The sequence below is a fragment of the Myxococcus sp. AM010 genome, assembly GCF_013372585.1.
GTDB classification, from domain to species: Bacteria; Myxococcota; Myxococcia; order Myxococcales; family Myxococcaceae; genus Myxococcus; species Myxococcus vastator.
Map to the genome: position 1 here is coordinate 1 of NZ_JABXEO010000013.1, position 20755 is coordinate 20755.

Consider the following 20755-nt stretch of genomic DNA (forward strand, 5'->3'; position numbering starts at 1 on the left):
GACGTGGAGGCGTGGAGCCGCGGCGAGTACGAGCTGGTGATGGGCGACGCGCATGACACGGCGCTGGTGTGGGGCTGGGCGCTCCAGTTCCACGAGGCGCGCGGCCGGGTGGAGAGCGCCTTGGTGCTGGCCGTGGTGGCGGTGGTGATGGCGCGCGATGGTGACTCGAACTTCGTCAACGTGGGGCCCGGGGAGCACGTCTACGTCGGCGGCCTGCGCCACGAGCCGGGGACGGAGGTGCATGACCCGTCGGGTGGCCCGCTGCTCATCTCCACGGCGGTGGAGGGGAAGCTGCGGCGGTTCGGCACCACGCAGCAGCGCGAGGGCATCGACGTGCGCACGTTGGCGGACGCCTTGCCGGAGCCAGGCACGACGGGGCTGCTGAGCGTGACGGGCGCGGCCCCTGGCTGTGAAGTCCACGTCGGTGGCGCGATGCTGCCGGGTGGAACGCCCCTGCTGAAGGCGCGAATCGAAGCGGGCCGCGAGCTGGAGGTCCTGGTGCGCTGCCCCAGCGGCGTCAGCAAGCTGTGGGTGATGGCCGTGCCCGGACAGCAAATCGAAGTGAAGTCGCAACCGCGAAACTGAGCGGCGCGCTGCTGGGCGCCGCGCCGCGTCCCGGACGAAGGGTGCGAAACGCATGAAGGGCTGGACCCTCTTCCCTCACCTCGTGGTTCGCACCACGGGTTTCCCCTTCGATTGGCTGGAGCGGCTGGGGTGTCCGGAGGCTGCCCGGGCCGCGCGCCAGCTGGCCTCGGCGCGGCGGGCGCTGGAGGCGCTGAAGGCCCAGGGCCCTCGGGTGAAGCGGCCCTCGCGCACGGTGCTGTCGGCCCTGAAAGCCGGGCGCCCGGTGGACACCGAGGGGATGGCGTCACCCGAGCTGTTCACTGAGTGGAACGACCGTGCCCGGGCCGCGCAGGACGCGGAGGCCGCCTTCCATGCGGCGATGAAGCAGGAGTCCCTGGCGGTGGAGGACGCGCTGAGGGCCCTGCGACAGGCGCCGCGCTTCCTGGAGGCGGTGGCCAGCTCCAGCCCGCCCGTGGCGAGAGACCTGCTGGACGGGCGAGACGGCGCGCGGTTGCGGCGACAGGTGGCCAGCTACCTGCAGCGCATGTGCGCGAAGAACGAGACGATGGGCTTCTTCGGCCCCATCAACTACGGATACGCGGACGCGGCCGCGCCGACGGGCGTGACGCTGCGCTGGTCCGGGCCGGAGGTGCTGACGGGGCGGAACACCTTCGCGGCGTCGTGGCTGGTGCAGGGGCTGGTTCGCGCCATCGCCTTCGACCCCGAGGTCGCCGCGTGGCTGGTGCCGCGCCGCAAGGCCTTCGCGGAGGTGCCTTCGCGCAAGACGCTGCCCGCGCCGGAGAGCGCGGAGGCGCTGCTGCCCCGGCTGGTGGAGGCGGTGGATGGAACGCGCACGCTCGCGGGGCTCGCCTCGTCGCTGGGCGTGGCCCCGGGCCTGGCGCGCGAGGCGGCGCGGATGGGCTGCGAGAAGGGCCTGCTGACGCATCAGCTCGAGGTGCCCGCGGCCACGCACCACCCGGTGGATGACCTGGCCGAGCGCGTGGCGGGCCTGCCGTGTCCCGCGGCTCGGAGGCACGTGGAGGGCTTGAGCGCGCTGCTGGCGCTGATGGCCGGGTACGGCGCCGCGGATGCCGCGGGGAAGATGGCGCTCCAGGCGGCCTTCGCGAAGCGCGCGAATGAGCAGTGGGGCGTGGCGCCGCCGTCCGAGCGAGGCCCCGCGTCCGAGTCGCACAACTTCTACCAGGACCGGCTGGCGCTCCGGGAGGAGTGCGGCGGTGATTTGCGGCTGGAGGCCGGAGGTGAGCGGGCGCGTGAGCTGGTGACGCGCCTGGAGCCCGCGCTGGCGTGGATGGGCGCGGCGGCGCGGCGGACCCGGGAGGCCGCTCGAGCCACCGTGGCGGGGCTGGTGGGCGCGCGCACGGTGCCGTTCTGGAAGGTGGCCGCCGCGTACTCGGACCGGCCGGTGCCGTTGGATGGCTCGGTGGCGGAGCTGCTGGCTGGCGCCGTGGGAGACGCGTCCGCGCGCTGCGCGGACCTGGGCTCGGTGACGCCGCCGCCGCTGGACGGCGACGCGAAGGCGCTGCCGCTCGTCACGTCCGTGGACCTGCTCGTGGGGGCCCGGGACGTGGAGGCGTGGAGCCGCGGCGAGTACGAGCTGGTGATGGGCGACGTGCATGACACGGCGCTGGTGTGGGGCTGGGCGCTCCAGTTCCACGAGGCGCGCGGCCGGGTGGAGAGCGCCATGGTGCGGGCGCTCGGGGCCTTGAGCCGGCCGGTGCCCCTGGTGACGGTGCTGGCGTCGCGGCGCACGGGCCTGCTGCCGTCGGAGTTCCCGGGGCCCGTGGTGGAGCTGGGCGGTGTCAGCGCACGGGCCTCCGCGTGGCGGCTGCCGCTGGATGACCTGTTCGTGGAGAGTGATGGCGCGCGGGCGCGGCTGGTGTCGAAGCGGCTGGGCTCCGAGGTGTGTCTCTACAACGGCGAGCTGGACAGCCTGGTGCACACCGCCTTCTCCCTGCCGCGCATCCGCCCGCTGCGCGTGTCGCTGGGCGAGCATACGCCCCGGCTGACCCTGGGCGGCGTGGTGGTGCAGCGCGAGCAGTGGCGGCTGTCTCAGGCGGAGCGGGAGGCGCTGCTCGCGGGCCGCGATGACTCGGCGAAGCTGCGCGCGGCGGTGAGCGTGTGGCGCGAGCGCGGGATGCCGGACTGCGTCTTCGCGAAGTTCAAGGACGAGCGAAAGCCGGTGCTGGTGGACGTGCGCAGCCCGCCGCTGCTGCGCGTCTTCCTCAACCTGCTGGAGCAGAAGGAGGAGGTCCTCCTGTCGGAGATGCTGCCCTCGCCGGACCAGCTCTGGCTGCGGAGCCCCGCGGGCGGGCGCCACACCGTGGAGCTGCGTTGCACGCTGATGTGGGGCGCACAGTCCGCTGCCGGTGCGCGGGAATGAAGCTGCTCGTCCTGCCACCCCACCGCGACGTGACGCTCGTTCCGGAGGCGCCGGAAGGGTGGCGGTGCGTCGACGTGGCGCGCGAGTTCTGCCGGCGCGTCTTCGCCCGCGATGCGGTGGAGGCCGCCGCCGTCGCACGCGAGCGCGCCCCCGCTACCGCGCAGACGATGCGTGAGCTGCTGCTGGTGCGCGCCGCCCAGTCGCTGCATGCACGGGAGGACGCAAGTGTGAGCACCCACCTGCGTGCGCTGGGGGCGGTGCTCTCCGCCATTTCCGGGCCGCCCGACGGGGTACACCTCCGGCTGGATGATGTGGAGCTGGCGGGCGGCACCACCGAGCGGAGCGCGGACGTCTTGCGCTCCCTGGACCAACCCGCGTCCTACCTGGATGACCTGTCCCGCGCCGCCGAGCGCTTCGCCGGCGCCGAGCGGGTGCGGCTCTGGCTCGAACGCGACCTGCAACTGCCTGCCGCGGCCTGGCTGGCGCGAGCCTGTCCGGAGGACGTGCCGCTCGAAGTCGCGGGGCCGTTCGCCCGGGCGCACCGGGCCGTCCTGGCGCGACTGTCCGTGTTCCAGCGCGCCACCTTCGTGGACGCGGTCCCCCTGCGCTGGCGCGTGTCGCCCAGTCTGGACGAGACGTCCCCCACGTCACGCGTCTGGCTCTCCGAGGCGCTGGAGGTGAGGGCCACCACGCTGGACACGTTGCGAGCCCTCACGGGAGGCGAGGTGGGGTGGGCGGGGCATATGTCACTCGACTCGCTCCTGCATCCGGACGTGTTGGTGGCGAGCGGCTGCAAGGTGGCCGCCGTGGGGTTCTGCGCCGCGGACAACGACGCCTGGGTCGACCCGTTGGGGGCTCGCGTCTCCCGAGCGGCGCTGGCGCGGGGCGCTCGCCGGCTTCGGGACGCGGGGGTTCACCTCGTGGCGGAGTGGTGGGTCGGCGCGCCCGGGGTCGACGAGGCGGACCTCGACGCGACGCTCGCCGTGCTGGACGCGGAGCCGGTGTTCGACAAGCTCGCGGGAGTGCGTCCCTTCCACTGGCCGCGGACGCCGCCTGAGAGTGGCCGCCCGCTGCTGTGGCCGGACGTGAAGGTCGGCGCGCCACCCGATGACCGGGACCTCGCGAGGAGCCGGCCCTTCGAGCACGCCCGCTCCATTCCCAGTGCCCGCGTTCCGCAGGTGCTCGAGGGGCTCGCGACGCGGCTGCTCGCGCGAGGACCGCTGAATCCGGGCCGGGTCGCCGCCGCGTGTCTTCCCGAGGTGCCCCGGCCCCGTGCAACGGACGCGAGCGCGGCGGCCATTCGACTCGACGCGGACTGTGCGTGGGTGCAGCTCCCGGCGGGACTGGATGGTGCGCCGAAGCCGTCGTGGTTCGCGGCGAACCTCCGCACGGGCTCGGTGCTCGCGATGGACGCGCGGCTGGCGCCGAAGCTCGCCGGGCTCGTCCGGCCCATGGAAGTGGCCAGCGTGCTGGGGGCCGTTCCCCAGGCGCAGCGGGAGAAGCTGGTGGACACACTGGTGGCCAGGTCGGTGCTGACGAGGGTGAACGGATGAGCGAGCCCTGGACGTTGGGCGAGGTATTCGTGCTGCGGCACGCGGGCTTTCCCTTCGACTGGCTGGAGTCGCTGGGGATGCCTCAGGCGGTGCTGGACGACGTCGCCCGGTTGCTCGAGGCCGAGGATGCGCTCGTGGACGCCGTGCGCGCGGAGAAGGGCGCGTCCGGCGCGCAGGCGCTCCTCGATGCGTTGGCCCAGGGCCGTGAGCCCCGAATCGACGCACGGCTGGGCCCGCCGTGTCAGGATGCATGGGCGCGCTACCAGGCGCGTCGCGAGTCCGTCCAGGCGCTCTATGCGGCGGAACGCAAGACGCTGCGACAGCGCCTGCGCGAGCGAGCGGCGGACCCCGCCATCCAGGAGGCAGTGTTCCTCTCCAGCCCGGCGATGTTCGACAACGTCTGGGTGCGCTACCTGCGCGGCGGGGAGCGGCCGGACACGTCCGATGCGCGCCGGGTGGAGCGGCAGGTCTACACGTACCTCCAGCGCTTCTGCGCGAAGAACGAGACGACCAGCTTCTTCGGCCCCATCTCCTACGGCGAGCGCACCCACGATGACGGCTATGACGTGCGCACGGTGCCCAGCGGAAGCACGCGCCGCCGCACGTTCTTCTCCTTCTGGGCGGTGACAGAGCTGGCTCGCGCGGTGGGGCGGGAGCGCACGCTGCGCCCGCACCTGCCGCTGCGCCTCAATCCGCTCTTCACGGTGACCCCGGGCCGCGCCCTCTGCGAGCCGCTGAAGCTGGACGTCACCTTGTCACCCGAGGCGGAGCGCCTGCTGTCGGTGCTGCGCGAGCACCCCACACCCGCGCAGGCGGCCGGGGTGCTCGGCCTCCCGGTGGTGGACGTCGAGCGCCAGGCGCTGCCGCTGGTGAAGACCGCGTTGCTGCTCTGGGGCCTGCCGTTCCGGCCCAACGACTTCGGCACCTTCGAGAGCGTGCGGGACGCGGTCGCGGCGCTCCCCGACCTGGAGGCACGCACCCGCTGGCTGGAGCGGTTGGAGTCACTGGCGCGTCTCAAGGCGGACTTCGAAGCCGGGGACCTGACCCAGCGGCGCGAGCTGCTGCCGCGCCTGGAGGCCGCCTTCACGGAGGTCACGGGCAAGCCCGCGCGCCGAGGTGACGGACAAGTATACGCGGACCGCCTCATCCTCTACGAGGAGGCGAGCTCGCCGTTCCGGCTGCGCTTCGGTGCGCGCTTCACCGCGGAGCTGGAGGCCGCGCTGACGGGCGCGCTGGAGCTGTCGGCCGCCTATGGCGAGAAGGTGCAGCAGGGCTTCCGGGAGCAGGTCCGCGACGCGCTGGGCCCGGACGCGGGCCCCATGGACCTGCTGGACTACGCCGTGAGGCTGCGTCCCGACGGCGTGACGGGCAGCCGCTTCTCACCCGTGCCGCCGGTGATGCTGGAGCCGGAGGATGGCCGCGCGCGCGCGCTGCCCGTGGACTTCCTGGGCACGTCCACGCCGGGCGGGCGCTACGCCTTGCCGGACGTGTGCCTCGCCGCGAAGCCAGACGGAAGTGGCTTCGAGGTGATGCTGGCGCGTGTCCACCACCACCTGCTGCTGTGGAGTTGGCTGAGCGCGTTCCAACCCGAGCGGGAGCGTTATGCCTCGGTGGCCTCGCGCTGGCTGGAGCAGGACGCCGCGGCGCGGGGGCTCGTGGGGCTGGCCATCCGCAGGCGCAACAAGGGCTTCTACGTCTATCCGGGGCGGCGGTTGGTGTACTCGGTGTCGGACGTGCTGGACGTGGACGAGGGCGCCCTGACGCCGGGGGACGTGAAAGTCCGGCCGGCGCCCGACGGCCCGGTGTTGGTGGACGGGAAGGGGGAGCGCCTGAGCTTGTACCTGCCGCTCGATGACTTCTCTTCCTATCCGCCGTTCGCGGCGCTGGCGCATCCCCAGGTGCTGCACGCGCCGCTGCGGACGCAGGGCGGTCACCTGCCGCGGCTCAGCGTGGGCGGCGCGGTTTACCAACGCGAGCGCTGGAACCTGGCGGCGGAGCGGCTGGGGAAGCCCACGGGCTTCGAGCTCTTCCTCGCCGTGCAGCGGGAGCGGCGCGCGGGTGGGTGGCCTCGCTTCGTGTTCATGCGCAGCTCGAAGGAGCGCAAGCCGTACCTCATCGACACCGCGAGCCCCTTCGCCATGGACCTGCTGTCACACCTGGCCCGGGACGCGGAGCGCCTTTCCGTGGAGGAGATGTACCCGGCGCCGGAGCAGCTCTGGCTGCGGGACGAGCGGGGCCGCTACACCTGCGAGCTGCGGATGCAGTTCACCCGCTGGAGCGAAGTACCGGCTTGACGCCCTTTGACATCCGGGGCGCTTCGGTTACCAGAATGGTCCCTTCCCCGGCCTGGCGGTGCTTCCCGCCTTGCCAGGATTTCGGGTCCTTTTCTGAGGAGACAGTCAATGTCCGGTGAAAACGTCGTCGCTCCCCCCGTCAAGAAGCTGAAGCGGCCGGTGGAGGAGGTTCGCGCGGAGCTGCTGGCCGACGCGGACGTGAAGGAGCAGGCCCGTCTGCTCAAGCTCCCCGTCGAGGAGTACGTCGAGAAAATCATCGACTACGCCCTCAACCCGGAGAAGCCGCCCCAGCTCCAGATCGTCCCCGACGAGGAGCTGAAGGCCAAGGACCCCAACGTGCCCACCATCGAGGAGCTTCAGGGGCACCTGCAGGCCATCGTCGACGGCCGCGTCGTCATCAGCCGGGCGCATCAGCGGGACGGCTTCAGCGACCAGGACGCGGACGCGCGCTACAAGGCGGCGCTCGCGTCCGACGCGGCGCAGCAGGGTGCCCCCGAGAGCCGCAAGGGGACGTCCGCCAGCGAGCTGCACGCCACGGAAGGCAAGAAGCCTGGCACCGACAAGAATTGATCGGCGGAGGAACAGGCCCGGGGATCATTTCCTGGAATCTCCGGTGCCTTGCCCCTGAGCCAAGTCCTTGAATTCAATGGGGTCCCGAAATGGCGTCCGGTTTTTTCGGGTAACAGGGAAACAAATACGCCCATCCCCCGACAATTTTTACATCGGACGCACTTGATGGCTGCACCGCAGCCATCTTTCAAAGGGGAATTACCATGGGTGGCCTCAAGAAGATCGTTAGCAAGGTGCTGGACGTCGTCAAGCCGTTCGTGTCCGCGGTCAACCCGCTGCTGGGCGCGGCGATGGGCTTCGCCAGCGGCCTGATGCAGGGCAAGAACCCGCTGCAGGCGCTCATGGGCGCGGCGACGGACCTGATTCCGGGTGGCGGCGCCCTGAAGAACACGGTGGGCAAGTTCGCCAGCCAGTTCCTGATGGACGGTACGGGCGGCAACAGCCTGCTGAGCGGCGCGCTCAACCTGGCCACCGGCAAGAGCAAGGTCACCGACGTGCTGGGCGACCTGATGAAGAACACGGCGAAGACGGGCCTGAGCCAGCTGGGCATGAACAACGCGGCCGAGCTGTCCGCGCAGCGCATGTCGCAGTTCCTGGTTTCGTAATATCGTCGCCGGATGACGCCCATCCCCTACGTTCCAGAGCTGCACTTCGCTCAACTGCAGGAGTGGCTGCGGTTCTGGAACGATGCCGTCACGCCAGAGACGCTTCCGCAGACGGGCTTCATCATTCCTGGCAAGGCGGCGGGGTTCCTCTACCGGACCGACAGCTCGCTGGCCATGATTGAGACCCTGGTGGCCGCACCGGGGTTGTCCAAGGAAGAGCGGAGCGCGGCCGTCGACCTCGTGGTGGCTGCCATCTGTGAGGAGTCCACGAGGCTCGGGTTTCAATTGCTGGTGGGCTACACCCAGCTGGACGCCGTGGTGAAGCGCGCCGAGCGGCACGGCTTCGTCTACGTGGAAGGTGGCTTTCACGTCATCGCCAAGCGGCTCAGGTGAAATGAGGCCTGGCGCCGACATCTTGATTCTCGGAGCCGGTGTCGTGGGCCTTTCGGCCGCGCGCCGGCTCTCTGCTTTGGGCGCGAGCGTCACGGTGCTGGACGCCGTGGACCCAGGCGGCCGGGGCTCGCGCGCCGCCGCCGGAGTCGCCATCCCGTCCGTGCGGCTGTTCGATGACCCGGTGATGCTGGCGTTCGCCCGGGCGGGCCGCGGCGCGCTGGCGGAGGACCTGGCCTCGCTCCCGGGCGGCGACCAGCTCCGCCGAGGCAACGGCATCCTCCGCGTCGTAACGGACGCGAAGGCGCGCGATGCGCTGGCGGCGAAGGCGGTGGCGGACGCGGAGGGGCTGGGCACCTGGCGGGACGCCGCGAGCCTGGTGTCGCTGGAGCCGGCGCTGGAGGGCACGCCGCTCTTCGGCGCCTTCGAGACGGACCAGGGCCACCTGGTGGACACGGACGGCTACGTCGACGCGCTCCTGAAGGCCGCTGCCCACGTGGGCGTGCGGCTGCGGCTGGGCGTGGCCGCGCGCTCCGTCTCCGAATCGTCCACGGGAGTCGAACTCCAGACGGAAGGGGAGACGCTCCGGGCGGACCGGTTGCTCGTGTGCGCGGGGCCCTGGTCGGCGGGCGTGGCGGGGTTGCCTTCGTTGCCGTTGAAGCCCTTGCGTGGGCAGATGCTGGTGGTGCACCAGCCGGGCTTGCACCTGACGCGCGTCGTCTCGGGGCCCTCGTACCTGGCGCCGTGGCGCTCGGGTGAAATCGTCGTGGGCGCGACGGAGGAGGACGCGGGCTTCGTGGAGCAGGTGACGCCCGCGGGCCTGCTGCACCTCAGCGCCACCGTCGCGAAGCTGGCGCCGCGTCTGCGTGACGCCCGGTTCGTCCGCGCATGGGCGGGGCTGCGTGCCGCGACGCCGGATGGAAGGCCCTACATCGGCTCATACCCGGGAACGCAGCGCACGTTCGTCGCCACGGGGCTGGGGGGGCAGGGCATCCTGACGGGTGCGTATACCGGTGCCTTGCTCGCGGAGCTCGTGGCGCGGGGGCACAGCGCGGAGGCCGAGCCCTTCGCTCCGATGCGTCACCTGGGCGGCGTGGCGACGGAAGGACGCTGAGGCGGGCTCGGCCCGTTGCCGGTCGCGGCGGGGGCTGACGTAAGGCGCGGCGCCGGAGGCTTCGTCGCCGGCGCGCCGCGTCTCAGCGGGACGTCAGTACAGGTTCACCGGGTCGAACGGGCGGTTGAGCTTTGTCCGGGCGCGAGGCAGCACCTCATGCACCGCCTTCGCCTCACCCTGCGCGAGCGCGGCCTTCAGCGCCTCTGTCTGCTTCGGCCACGTCGTGCTCGCCTCGGCGCACCGCACCGCCTCCGGCCAGTCCGTGCGTCCAGCCGCCACGGCCTGTCCGGCCAGGCTCTCCGCCGTCTTCAGCGGGTCTCCAATGGCGCGAGCGTGCTCCTCCGCGCGGGTGAACCAGTCCACGGCGACAGCCGGCTGCCGCTCGTCCAGGAACAGGCGTCCCAGCTCCGCGGCAATCACCTGCCGGTGGAACGAGTCGCCCAGCGCATCGGCGTTGGCGAACGCCTCGGTGAAGTGGGCCACCGCCGCGTCACGCTCGCCTGCGGCCAGCTCCAGCCCCGCCAACCGGTAGCGGTGGTGCTTGGCGAAGTTCACGCCCCAGCTCTCGCTGATCTTCTCGAACCGGCGCCACGTGGAGATGGCGTCGCCGTACTGGCGCGCCGTCTCCTGCAGATAGCTGGCGTTGGAGATGAGGTTGATTTTCAGGTGGGTGGCGCTGGCGTCGTGCAGGTCCCCCACGCAGCGCATGGCCTGCTTCTCCTCCACCAGCGCCTTGTCCAGCTTGCGCTCCTGGAACCACGTCAGCGCGCAGACATTGCGCAGCCAGCCCTCCTGGAGCGCGCGGTCCGGCGACGCGCTGCGCTCCAGCGCGGCCAGTCCCGCGGCCACCTCCGTCCGCGCGTTGGGAAGCTGTCCGAAGCGCTTCGTCAGGGTGAGCGCGCGGAACATGTGCAGCCGCGCCACCAGCTCGGGAGGAATCCGGCATTCCAGCCCCCGGGCAAACGCCTCCATGGCCGCGTCGTGTGCGCCGGTATAGACGTGGACCACGCCCATGCTGCGAGCGAACAGGGCCTTGAGCTCGTCGACGTCACCCAGGCTGGCGCGCTCAATCTCGATTGCGGGCGTGGCGAAGCCCGTGTCCAGCGTCTCCCAGGCCTGGACCACGCGAGCCGCCAACGCCGCGTCCGCGTTCGCCGCCAACACCGCCAGCCCTTGCTCGGCGGCCAGCATGGCGCCTTCGTAGTTGGTGGTGAAGAAGCAGCTCCGGATGGCGAGGATGGCGGCGGCCACCCGTGTCTCGGGCGCCTGGGCCGCGTCCACGGCGACCTGGAGATAACGGCCTTCCAGGTCCACCGGCGCCTCCAGCGCGCGCGACGACACCGGACCGGGCGTCGGCGCGCGGGGCGCGCGCATCCGGTCGCATAGCGCATCCAGGTAGGCCTGCCGCCGGGCCTCGAAGGACTCCGCGCCATGGGGCCGGCGCACGTTCCACCCGGTGAACAACAGGGTGCCCTCCAGCCCTTCCAGCCGGCTCCACTCGGCGGCCCGCATCACCGCGCGCAGGCTGACCAGGTCGCACTCACCCGCGCCATGGAGCACCAGGGGCCGGCTGCTGACGCGCAGCGTCTCCATGATGGCCTTCGCGGCCACGTTGAGGACCCAGAACATCTGCTCCGACTCGCGGTGGAGGCGGCGCTCGGAGGGCGTCAGCGCCAAATCGCCGAGGTCCGGCACGCCGTCGATGGTGCCGGGAAACAGCCGGTTCCATTCGGAGGGATGGGCGCGGGACAGGGCGTGGACGACCTGGGGCGCGGCGGCTTCACACGCGCGAAGGACCTTCCTCAGCCCGCCGAACGCGACAGGCAGGGCCACCCCCACGTCGACTTCGATGGCGTGCGACGGCGGCGCGGCGCGCGGCGACGTCTCCACGGTGACAGCCAGCTCGCGGGGACGCGCGAAGGGGGGACTCACGGGAGGTTCCTCGGAGGGGCTCAAGGTGGGGGTGAGACAAAAAATCTGTCTCACACGCATCCTCACACCCTCTCAGGAACTGAGCAATCGGGCCTGCCCGGAAAATACCAGGTGAAGCGTCATTTTCCAGGCGTGGCCGGGTGCGTCGAACCCGGCGCCTGGAGATCCGTTCCCAGCGGACAACGGGAACGTCAGTCATGCGTGCCGATGTGTTGATCGCCGTGGTGAGCGCAAACCCAGTGGAAGGCGCAGGAGCAGGCCACGGCGCGGGCGCGGGTGCAGCACCGGCCGCCGAAGTGCTCGGGGAGGGCCGTGGCCTCGTCGTCCTCGGGGGGCTCTGGCAGGCACCGGGGCGCCGAGCGGCCGGATTCGGCGGGCTCGCTGTCGCAGCAGCCGCGCTCCATGCAGCGGGGGCACAGGGACAGCTCGCAGTGGGCGCACCAGTCGAACACTTCACCGGCGCTTCCGCGGCGCTCACATCCTCCACAACTGTCGAACATGGACGACCTCCAGGCGCATGCGGATGAAGGTAGAGCGGGGGTCTGACAGGCGAAGCGTCCAATCCGTCACGCTCCAGGAGCGAAGGCTTCCATCGGTGAACGCCCGGCGGGGGGGAATGTGGGGCAATGAACCGTCGTGAGAGGAACCCAGCGCGCGGTTGGAACAAGCTGGAGGGCGGGCCCGTCATACCGGGGGAAGGAGCGAAGCCCATGCGCAGGCCACGGCGAATCATCGGTGTCTTCGGTTCTGGCAAGGAGGACCACGCGGAGCGGGTCGTCCCGCTGGTCCGGTGGATCGCCGAGGCGGGCTTCGACCTGCTCACGGGCGCGGGCAGCGGGGTGATGCGGACGGCGGCGGACGCGTTCGTCCAGGTGGCGTACCGGCACGGCATCTCCATTGGCATCGTCCCCGGCACGGTGGAGGGCGGCGAGTACCGACCCCGCCCGGGCTACCCCAACCCCAACGTGGAGCTGCCCATCTACACGCACCTGCCGCTCAGCGGCGTGCAGGGGACGGAGCCGCTCAGCCGCAATCACATCAACGTGCTCACGCCGCACGCCCTGGTGTCACTGCCCGGGGGCGCGGGCACGGTGGCCGAGGCGGCCCTGGCCCTGCGCTATGGCAAGCCCGTCATCCTCTACGGGCCGCCGGAGTCGTTCCGGCGCTTCCCCACGGAGCTGGAGCGGACGGACTCCCTGGAGCGGGTGGCCGAGTTCCTCCGGGCCGCGGTGCGTGATCCGCTCCGCCTGACGGCGCCGTAGCCGCTGGAAAACGTCTAGGATGATGCACTCGGGGGAACGGGCGGGGGCCACCCAGGCAGGGCGGGCCGCGTCGTCTCGAGTGCGCCATCATGATCAGTCCCGACCATCCGCTCGCCAGCTGGTTCCTCGTCATCGCCGGGACGCTCTTCCTGGTCGTCATCGCGCTTCCCCTGCTGCTGATGCCCCTGACGTGGGCGCGCTGGTTCGGGTGGCGGCTGCCAGAGGGGAACAATCACCTCACGGTGTACTTCGGGCGCTGCCTGGGCGCGGTGGCGCTGGCCATCATCCTCACGGCGGCCCGCTTCGTGTCACGGCCGGGCCCCGCCATCTTCGACCTCATCGGCTGGGTGTGTGCGGGAATGGTGGTCGTCCACACCTGGGGCGCCCTGAAGAAGGCGCAGCCGGTGTCGGAGACGGTGGAGATTGGCTTCTATGCGGTGGTAGGCGTGCTGGCCATGTGGATCCGCTTCAACGCCCTGAGCTGAGCGCACGGCCATGTCTCCGGTGGACATCGACCCCATCCTCGCGACGTTGGCGCCCTACATCCCCGGCGCCGTGCTCCGGCGTCTGGAGCACACGGAGGCGCACGCGCTGCCGCTCGTGGAGCCGGTGCGCGGCGCCATCCTCCTGCTGGACATCGCGGGCTTCACGCCCATCGTCGTCAGCCTGAGCGGCGCGGGGCCCCGGGGCATCGATGCGCTCCAGCGGCTCCTGACGAGCTACTACACGGAGATGATCGACGTCGTGAAGGACCACGGCGGCGACATCTACCAGTTCGCCGGCGACTCCATCCTGGCCTGCTTCGAGGTGGAGCCGGGCATGGACGCCAGCGGCGCGGTGCAGCGCGCGGCCCGGTGTGCGTTGGACGTCCAGCAGCGGCTGTCCCACTTCGCGCGACTGGAGCTGCTGGGCCAGCGCTTCAGCGTGTCGTCGCGCATCGGCATCGGGTTCGGCGAGGCCCACCGGGTGGTGCTGGGCGCCACGGGGATGTGGATGCACCCCGCACTCATCGGCCAGCCGCTGGCGCAGGCGGTGGCGGCGGAGAAGCGGGCCACGGTGGGGGAGGTGCTCCTCAGCCCGGAGGCGTGGGCCCTGCTGCCGGAGCCGGCCCGTCAAGGCGAGGCTCGCGGCGACGCGTACCACCTGGCGCCCACCGCGCCGTTGCGTGTGCCTCCAGCGCCCGCCTTCGTGTTGCCCTCGGGGCCGGAGCTGGTGGCCCGGTGCTCGCTGCTGCTGCACCCGGTGCTCTTCACGAAAATCACGACGGCGCACCAGGAGTTCAGCGGCGACTTCCGCGACGTCACCTGCTTCTTCCTCCGCTTCGACAGCCAGCGCGCGTCCGCGCGGCCGGAGGACTTCACCCGCGAGCTGAACGCCTTCTACGAATACGTCCAGCGGGAGAGCGCGCACCACGGCGGCGTGTTGCTGATGACGGACTTCACCGACAAGGGGAACGTCCTCTACGTCATCTTCGGCGCGCCCACGGCCTTGCAGAGCAAGGAGGTGCTGGCCTGCCGGCTCGCGTGCAAGCTGATGCGGGAGCGGGAGTCCTTCCCCTTCGTCGCGTCGCTGCAGATTGGCATCGCCACCGGCCCGGCCTACTTCGGGGACATGGGCTCGCCCTGGCGCAAGGGCTACTCCGCGCTGGGCGAGGTGGTGAACATGGCCGCCCGCCTGATGACGCACGGGCAGGGCAGCGGCATCCACATCGACGCGCAGACGGAGCGCAAGCTGCACCAGGGCGGCTTCGACACCGAGTTCGTGGAGGATGCGCGGCTCAAGGGCGTGTCGCGCGCGGTGCCCGTCTACCGGCTGTCTGCGGAGGTGCGCCGCAGCCTGTTCCTCAAGGGCAAGGGCGACATCGTCGGCCGGCAGCAGGAGGTGGAGGCGCTGCGCCAGGCCGTCGACGAATCGCTGCGGGGCCACGGCCGCATCTGCGTGGTGTCGGGCGAGGCGGGCATCGGCAAGTCGCGGCTGGGCGCGAAGGTGGTGGAGGTGGCGGAGGCGCGGGGGGCCCACAGCCTCTACGGCATCTGCTACTCGTACGAGATGTTCACGCCCTTCTTCCCGTGGAAGGAGGTGCTGGTCCAGCTCTTCGGCCTGCACGAAGGCGACGACGTGGAGACGCAGCTGTCCCGGCTGCGCCAGGGCTTCGCGGGCCTTGAGGACACGGGGCCGGAGTGGATCCCCGTGCTCGCGGGCATCCTGGGGCTGCCCGTGGAGGAGTCACCCCTCACGCGCGACCTGGATGCCCGGCGGAAGAACCAGAAGCTCTTCCAGGTCATCCTCCAGCTCCTGGAGAAGCTGTCGCGCCAGACGCCGGTGCTGCTCTTCTTCGAGGACCTGCACTGGGCCGACAACATCTCCGTGGACCTCATCGAGTACGTCGCCGCGCGGCTGTCCCCGCTGCGGGTGACGCTGCTGGTGACGATGCGGCCGGGCGAGCACCTCAAGAGCCTCAAGGGGCTGCCCGGGCTGCGGTGGTTGGACCTGTCCAGCCTGGATGACGAGGACACGCGGGCGCTGCTGCGGTTGCACCTGCGCATGGAGACGCCGGACACGGCGCTGGAGGATTTGCTGCTGGCCAAGGTGCAGGGCAACCCGTTCTTCACCGAGTCCATCGTCCAGGGCATGGTGGAGAAGGGCTACCTGGGGCCGGTGGCGCCGGGCGCGGACCGGCTGGAGCTCAAGCGCAGCCTGCAGGGGCTGGAGCTGCCGGACTCCATCCAGGACGTGGTGCTGACGCGCATCGACCTGCTCACGGAGACGGAGAAGCTGGTGGTGCGCGTGGCCTCCGTGGTGGGCCGCATCTTCACGCTGGAGGCGGTGGCCGCGCTGGCGCCCGGCTCGGTGTCCCCGGAGCGGATTCGGGAGGCCATCGACACGCTGACGCGGCTGGGGCTCATCCTCCTGGAGCTGGAGGAGCCGTTCACCTGCATCTTCAAGCACATCGTCATCCGCGACGTGGCGTACACCACGCTGCTGGTGTCCGCGCGCGAGGACCTCCACCGGCGCATGGCGCGCTTCATCGAGGCCCGCGCGGGGGACAACCCCGTCAAGTCCGCGGGCATCCTGGCCTACCACTCGCTGGCGGGAAACGACGAGGTGAAGGGCCTGGAGTACACGCTGATGGCGGCGCGCAGCGCGCGCGAGCAGTACGCCAACGACGACGCCGTCCACCACTACAACCGGGCCATGGAGATTCTGGGGGGCACCGTCGCGCTGGACCCGGAGGAGGTCCTGCAAAAGACGCACGTCGTGATGAAGGAGCTGGCGGAGACGCTGCTCAGCGCGGGCAACTACGCGGGCGCCATCCTCATGTTCGAGCAGTGCCTGGCGGACGAGGAGCAGGTGCCGCGCCGCGCGGAGATTCACCTGGGCCTGGGCCGGGCCCACCAGGAGAAGGGCGAGTCGAAGCGCGCCATCCAGGAGCTGGAGACGGCGCTGGAGCTCATGGGGCGCACGATGCCGCGGAGCCTGGCGGCGCTGGTGCTGCGCGCGGTGCTGGCCATGGGGCTGCACCTGCTCTACGGCCTGTTCCCCTGGCTGGTGCGGCCGCTGGGCGCGCGCCTGCCGCTGTACCTGAAGCAGCTGTCCACGCTCATCTCGCTCATCAAGATCTACTACTTCGCGGACATCGGGAAGCTCACCTGGGCCACGCTGGTGGCCACGACGATGGCGGAGCGCTCGCGCAGTGAGTACGGCCTGAGCCTGGCGACCAGCTACTACGGCTCACTGCTGTTCGGCTCGGGGCTGGTGGGGCGCTCGGGGTACTGGTGCCGGCGCGCGCTGGAGCATGCGCGGCGCTCACGGGATACGGCGGCGGAGGGCGTGGCGCTGAGCCGGTTGGCCACGCAGTCCATCTTCACCAACGCGCAGGCCCGCGCCACGGAGTACGGCGAGCAGGCCGTGGCGCTGCTGCGGCAGGTGGGGGACATGTGGGAGGTGCAGACGGGGTTGATGATGCTGGCCACCAGCCAGTTCCTGGCCTCGCGCTTCGAGGACGCCGAGCGGGCCTACCGGGAGATGGGCCGCGTGGGCGTGGAGCTCAACGCGCTGATGCACCAGGGCTGGTCGCACGCGTGGGTCCCCATGTGCCGCTACCTGCGGGGTGACGGGGACGTGGGCGAGCTGTGCGCGGAGCTGGAGGAGGGCCTGCGCATCAGCATCGACGTGCAGGACCTGGCCAACCAGTGCGCCAGCCTGAATCACCTGGTCAACGTGGCGGTGCGCGAGCACCAGGTGGAGGAGGCGGCGCTGATGGCGGTGCGCGCCGACGAGGCGCTGTGGCGCTACCACGTGCTGGTGCCCTTCCTCCAGATTGGCCTCGTGGACGCGGCGGAGGGCGCGCTCTTCGCGCTGGAGCAGGGCGCCGTCTCCGTGCCGCGCGAGCAGCTGTGGGCCCTCTATCGCCGCTGCGCGCTCAAGGCGCGGGCCCTGGGGGCGCTCTATCCGTACCTGCGCGGCCCGGCCATGCGGGTGATGGCGCGCGCGAAGGCGCTCAAGCGGGGGGCGAAGGCCGCGGAGCCGCTGTTCGACCGCGCGCTCGAGGTGCTGGAGGCCACGCCCAACCGCTGGGAGACGGGCGTGGCCTACCTGGACGCGGCGGCGGCGTTGCCGCACCGGCGCACGGCGTTGCTGGCCCGTGCGCGTGACATCTTCACCGCCATTGACGCGCGGGCGGAGCTGCGGCGGGTGGAGCGGCTGGAGTCCGGTCCCCAGGACGCCGCGCCGCACCTGTCCGCTGCGGCGCTCACGTGAGCCGCTGCGGCTGGAGGCCGAGCTGGGCCATCTGTTGCGTGTCCCAGTACTCCAGGGCGTCCTGCCCGGCGATGTAGCGGCGCGCCGTGTTCTTCAGCGGGTTTCGGATGCTCACGATTTCGGGCCCGGAGAAGAGGATGGTCTGCTTGTAGCGGGGCATGTCGCTCATGGAGAGCTTGGACCAGTAGTGGCGGGCGATGTTGGGCAGGCTGCCGAGCTGCGCGCAGAGCCGGTGGAAGTGCTCCACCACCTCCGACGTGTGCAGGTGCTTGGGCTGGTGGCAGAGCGTGTAGCCGTCATAGTCGCGGCTCAAGGTGCCCGGCAGCAGGCGGTGCTCCGCCTGGAGCTCGCGGAAGAAGGGCGTCTCCGGGTAGGGGCAGACGATGCCCAGGAAGGTGACGGAGAAGTACTGGAGGTCGGCGAGGTACTCGGGGAGCTTCTCCAGGTAGTCGTTGGTGTCTCCGTCCGAGCCCACGATGAGGCCGAAGGACAGCAGGATGCCGGCGGAGAAGACGCGGCGGATGACGGCGTCCACTTCGCTCAGCTTGTTCTGGCCCTTGTTCATGGCCTTGATGGAGTCGGGGTTGAGGGACTCCAGGCCGGTGTAGACGTAGCGGCAGCCCGCCTTGGCCATCAGCTTCACCAGCGACTCGTCCTTGAGGACGTTGAAGGTGAGCGCGCAGCCCCAGGTCTTCTTGAGGGGAATCAGGGCCTCGCACAGCTCGCGCAGGTACTTCGGTGAGCCCCCGAGGTTGTTGTCCAGGAACATGAAGGCGTCATCCATCAGCCCCATGAAGTTGGGGTTCCAGCGCATGTGACGCTGGATTTCGTCGATGACGTGGGCGACGGGGCGGTAGCGGTAGCGCTCGTTGCCGGTGAGGACGCAGAAGTTGCAGGAGAAGGGGCAGCCGCGCGAGGCCTCGATGCCGGGCAGGCGCAGCTTGTTGTGGGTGAAGTCGATGAGCTCGTAGCGGTAGGGGCGGATGGCGGCGGGGCCCAGCGGCGGGCGCTGGTAGCGCGGCTGGAGCTGGCCCTTCTCGAAGTCCTCGATGAGCGCGGGCACGTTGGCCTCGGGCTCGCCGGTGATGACGGCGTCGAAGTACTGCTGGGCGTCGTCGGGGAAGTAGCTGGCGTGCCGGCCGCCGGCGACCGTCGTCATGCCGCGCTGGCGGAAGAGGGTGGAGAGCACCTTGGTGTGCTCGTAGTAGGAGTGCAGATAGGAGAAGAAGACGAGGTCCCAGTGGCGGTCCAGGGGGAGGTCGCACTCCTTCTCGTTGAAGATCTCCACCTCCGCGTGCGCTGGGCACAGGCCGGCGATGAGCTCCGGCACGGAGGACTGCATGATGGAGGGCTCTTTGAGGCGCAGCCGGGTGGGGTGCGTGTACGTGGCGATGACAGCAATCCGCATGCGATGACGTGGCTCCAAGACGAGGCGGCGCGGCCACGTTCCGGCAAGGAGCACTCGTCACCTGGTTCGGCTCCCCCCGGCCTGGCCGTGAAAGCAGAATCCCCCTGTTTCACGCTTCACGCAAAATGACAGCGGTTCGGCGCGTCCGTGTTCGTGATTCCTAGACTGTCGTGTTTCGCAGGCGACCCGCCGTGCCCTCGGCTTCGTCACACCGTGTGCATGGAGTTTCAATGAGTGGGTCATTATTTAGTCAGGGTCCGCTTGCCGACCCACCCCGGCTTGGACTGAGTGCCCCCCGTCCCCTCATCCGCCGAGCGCCCCCATGTCTGTCAGTACCTGGAACATCGACGCATCCCACTCGTCTGTCCTCTTCGTCTCGCGCCACATGGTGGTGGCGCGCGTCCACGGTCGCTTCGAGCGCTTCTCTGGAATCCTCCGTGTGAATCCCGAGCAGCCCACTCAGGGTGAAGTCGAGATGTCCGTGGAAACGGCGAGCATCTACACCGGCGCGCCAGACCGGGATGCGCACCTGCGTTCTCCGGATTTCCTCGACGCCGAAGCCTCGCCCAGGCTCACGTTCCGCAGCACCCGGGTTGAGCCCGTGGGCGGCGCCAGCTTCCGGCTCATGGGGGACCTCACCATCCGCAACGTCACGCAGCCGGTGGCCTTCGATGCCCGCCACACCGCCACGTCGAAGGACCCCTGGGGCAACTTGCGGCTCATCTACTCGGCGCGCACCACCCTCAATCGCACCGACTACGGCATCCGCTGGAACAAGACGCTCGACAATGGTGGCTGGCTCGTCGGTGAGAAGATCGACCTCGAGCTCGACATCCAGGCCATTCCCGCGACGGCTTGAGCCGCGCTCAAGGCGCGGGCATGAAGTCCGCGTATACGGCGGCGTGGTCCGACCCGCCATAGCCGCCTCGCGGGTCCCTCGCCGTGCGGAACGAGCCAGGCACATACGCGCCCCCGCCGCGCGCCAGGTACAGGTGGTCAATGGCCTGGAGGTCGCCGTAGTAGGCATACGTCCACGTCTCGCTGTCCGGCCGGTCGCTGGCGACGCGCAGCAGCGCGCCGTCGCGCTCCAGCGCGGTGATGGGCTCCGAGCCCGGCACGTCGTTGAGGTCTCCCCCGAAGACGACCAGCGCGTCTGGCGCCGCCTGCGCCGCGCCCGCGACGATGTCCCGCGTGGCCACGGCCTCGGCGAAGCGGCGCCCGGCGTCGTCGTTGGACTTGGAGCGGAAGTGCGCGGAGAAGACGATGACCTTCTTCCCGTCCACGTCCAGGTGGACCTCCAGCAGCTCGCGGGAGAACCGGGTGGCGGAGCCATCCGGGCGCCAAAGCGTGCGCTCCCGGTGCCCCCGGACGTCGGTGATGGGGTGAACGGAGAGGACGGCCACGTCCACGGACGCCGGGGCGCCCGTCTCGCCCAGCTCCGAATAGCCGAAGCGGGGGAGCCGTGACGTGAGCGCGTCGAGCGAGGCCTGGGTCTCCACCTCCGCCAGCAGCACGACGTCCGCGTTCAGTCGCGAGATGGCGGACGCGAGCCGGTCCGCCTGGAGGCCGAACTCAGACGGGGTGGGCAGCGCCTCATAGCTGTTGCCGCCGCACTCACCCGAATCACACACCGTGTCGAAGAGCCGCTGCACGTTGAAGGCCGCGATGCGCACGCTGCCTTCGACCGCGGTGTCGGGCGGCTGCGGCGGCACACAGGCCGCCCCGACACACGGCTCCTCCAGCCCAGGCCCCGGTGGCGTCTCACGCCCCTCGCAGGCGGACAGCGAGAGGAGGCCGGCCAGCAGGGCAGCGGCACGGAGGCGCTTGCGGTCCCGCGACGGAGGAGGGAAGGGGCGTGACATGGGGCCGCGAGATTACCGCATCGCGGGCCAGCAGGCGGG

Annotated in this window: 15 protein-coding genes and 1 pseudogene; 12 read left to right on the plus strand and 4 right to left on the minus strand. The window is 70.8% G+C overall.

Annotation, left to right across the window (positions count from 1 at the left end):
- The 8 genes and pseudogenes from HV826_RS09490 to HV826_RS09525 all read left to right on the plus strand — a co-directional run.
- Positions 1-585 (plus strand): annotated as a pseudogene (locus HV826_RS09490) (hypothetical protein); the annotation flags it as partial.
- Between the two features lie 52 nt (positions 586-637).
- Positions 638-2965: a lantibiotic dehydratase gene (locus HV826_RS09495; RefSeq protein ID WP_176416682.1), complete on the plus strand. Its 2328-nt coding sequence runs from the start codon at positions 638-640 to the stop codon at positions 2963-2965.
- Positions 2962-4518 carry a hypothetical protein gene (locus tag HV826_RS09500; protein ID WP_176416683.1) on the plus strand — a complete coding sequence of 519 codons (1557 nt, stop codon included), beginning with the start codon at positions 2962-2964 and terminating at the stop codon, positions 4516-4518. Before HV826_RS09495 ends, HV826_RS09500 begins: the two co-directional genes overlap by 4 nt.
- Positions 4515-6812, plus strand: a complete 2298-nt coding sequence (locus HV826_RS09505) for a lantibiotic dehydratase (protein WP_176416684.1) — start codon at positions 4515-4517, stop codon at positions 6810-6812. The genes HV826_RS09500 and HV826_RS09505 overlap by 4 nt, the downstream gene beginning before the upstream one ends.
- Positions 6813-6920: 108 nt before the next feature.
- Positions 6921-7382, plus strand: coding sequence for a hypothetical protein (locus tag HV826_RS09510; RefSeq protein WP_176416685.1), 462 nt, complete (start codon positions 6921-6923; stop codon positions 7380-7382).
- A gap of 203 nt (positions 7383-7585) precedes the next feature.
- The gene (locus tag HV826_RS09515; protein ID WP_163784532.1) at positions 7586-7987 is read left to right on the plus strand and encodes a hypothetical protein; all 402 of its coding nucleotides are present in this window, start codon (positions 7586-7588) and stop codon (positions 7985-7987) included.
- 12 nt (positions 7988-7999) lie between these two features.
- Positions 8000-8380: a hypothetical protein gene (locus tag HV826_RS09520; RefSeq protein ID WP_176416686.1), complete on the plus strand. Its 381-nt coding sequence runs from the start codon at positions 8000-8002 to the stop codon at positions 8378-8380.
- A gap of 1 nt (position 8381) precedes the next feature.
- Positions 8382-9491: an FAD-binding oxidoreductase gene (locus tag HV826_RS09525; RefSeq protein WP_176416687.1), complete on the plus strand. Its 1110-nt coding sequence runs from the start codon at positions 8382-8384 to the stop codon at positions 9489-9491.
- Between the two features lie 93 nt (positions 9492-9584).
- On the opposite strand, the gene HV826_RS09530 is transcribed toward HV826_RS09525, so the two are convergent.
- Both HV826_RS09530 and HV826_RS09535 read right to left on the minus strand, forming a co-directional pair.
- Complete coding sequence (locus HV826_RS09530) at positions 9585-11423, minus strand: tetratricopeptide repeat protein (RefSeq protein ID WP_368670884.1); 1839 nt, start codon at positions 11421-11423, stop codon at positions 9585-9587.
- Positions 11424-11614: 191 nt separating this feature from the next.
- Positions 11615-11923 (minus strand): hypothetical protein, encoded by a 309-nt coding sequence (locus HV826_RS09535; protein ID WP_163787602.1) that lies wholly within the window; start codon positions 11921-11923, stop codon positions 11615-11617.
- Between the two features lie 210 nt (positions 11924-12133).
- Here HV826_RS09535 and HV826_RS09540 point away from each other — a divergent pair, with 210 nt between their 5' ends.
- The 3 genes from HV826_RS09540 to HV826_RS09550 all read left to right on the plus strand — a co-directional run bounded on the left by HV826_RS09540 (position 12134) and on the right by HV826_RS09550 (position 17446).
- Positions 12134-12685: a molybdenum cofactor carrier protein gene (locus tag HV826_RS09540; RefSeq protein ID WP_176416689.1), complete on the plus strand. Its 552-nt coding sequence runs from the start codon at positions 12134-12136 to the stop codon at positions 12683-12685.
- An 89-nt stretch (positions 12686-12774) separates the two neighbouring features.
- Positions 12775-13170, plus strand: coding sequence for a hypothetical protein (locus tag HV826_RS09545; RefSeq protein WP_176416690.1), 396 nt, complete (start codon positions 12775-12777; stop codon positions 13168-13170).
- 10 nt (positions 13171-13180) lie between these two features.
- Positions 13181-17446, plus strand: coding sequence for an AAA family ATPase (locus tag HV826_RS09550; protein ID WP_176416691.1), 4266 nt, complete (start codon positions 13181-13183; stop codon positions 17444-17446).
- Here the strand turns inward: HV826_RS09550 and HV826_RS09555 are convergent.
- Positions 17439-18854 (minus strand): radical SAM protein, encoded by a 1416-nt coding sequence (locus HV826_RS09555; RefSeq protein WP_176416692.1) that lies wholly within the window; start codon positions 18852-18854, stop codon positions 17439-17441. The genes HV826_RS09550 and HV826_RS09555 overlap by 8 nt on opposite strands.
- A 322-nt stretch (positions 18855-19176) precedes the next feature.
- Here HV826_RS09555 and HV826_RS09560 point away from each other — a divergent pair, with 322 nt between their 5' ends.
- Entirely contained in the window at positions 19177-19713 is a 537-nt protein-coding gene (locus HV826_RS09560; protein ID WP_176416693.1) for a YceI family protein, read from the plus strand.
- Between the two features lie 7 nt (positions 19714-19720).
- Here the strand turns inward: HV826_RS09560 and HV826_RS09565 are convergent, their stop codons facing one another.
- Complete coding sequence (locus HV826_RS09565; protein WP_176416694.1) at positions 19721-20716, minus strand: endonuclease/exonuclease/phosphatase family protein; 996 nt, start codon at positions 20714-20716, stop codon at positions 19721-19723.
- Positions 20717-20755: the final 39 nt, after the last annotated feature.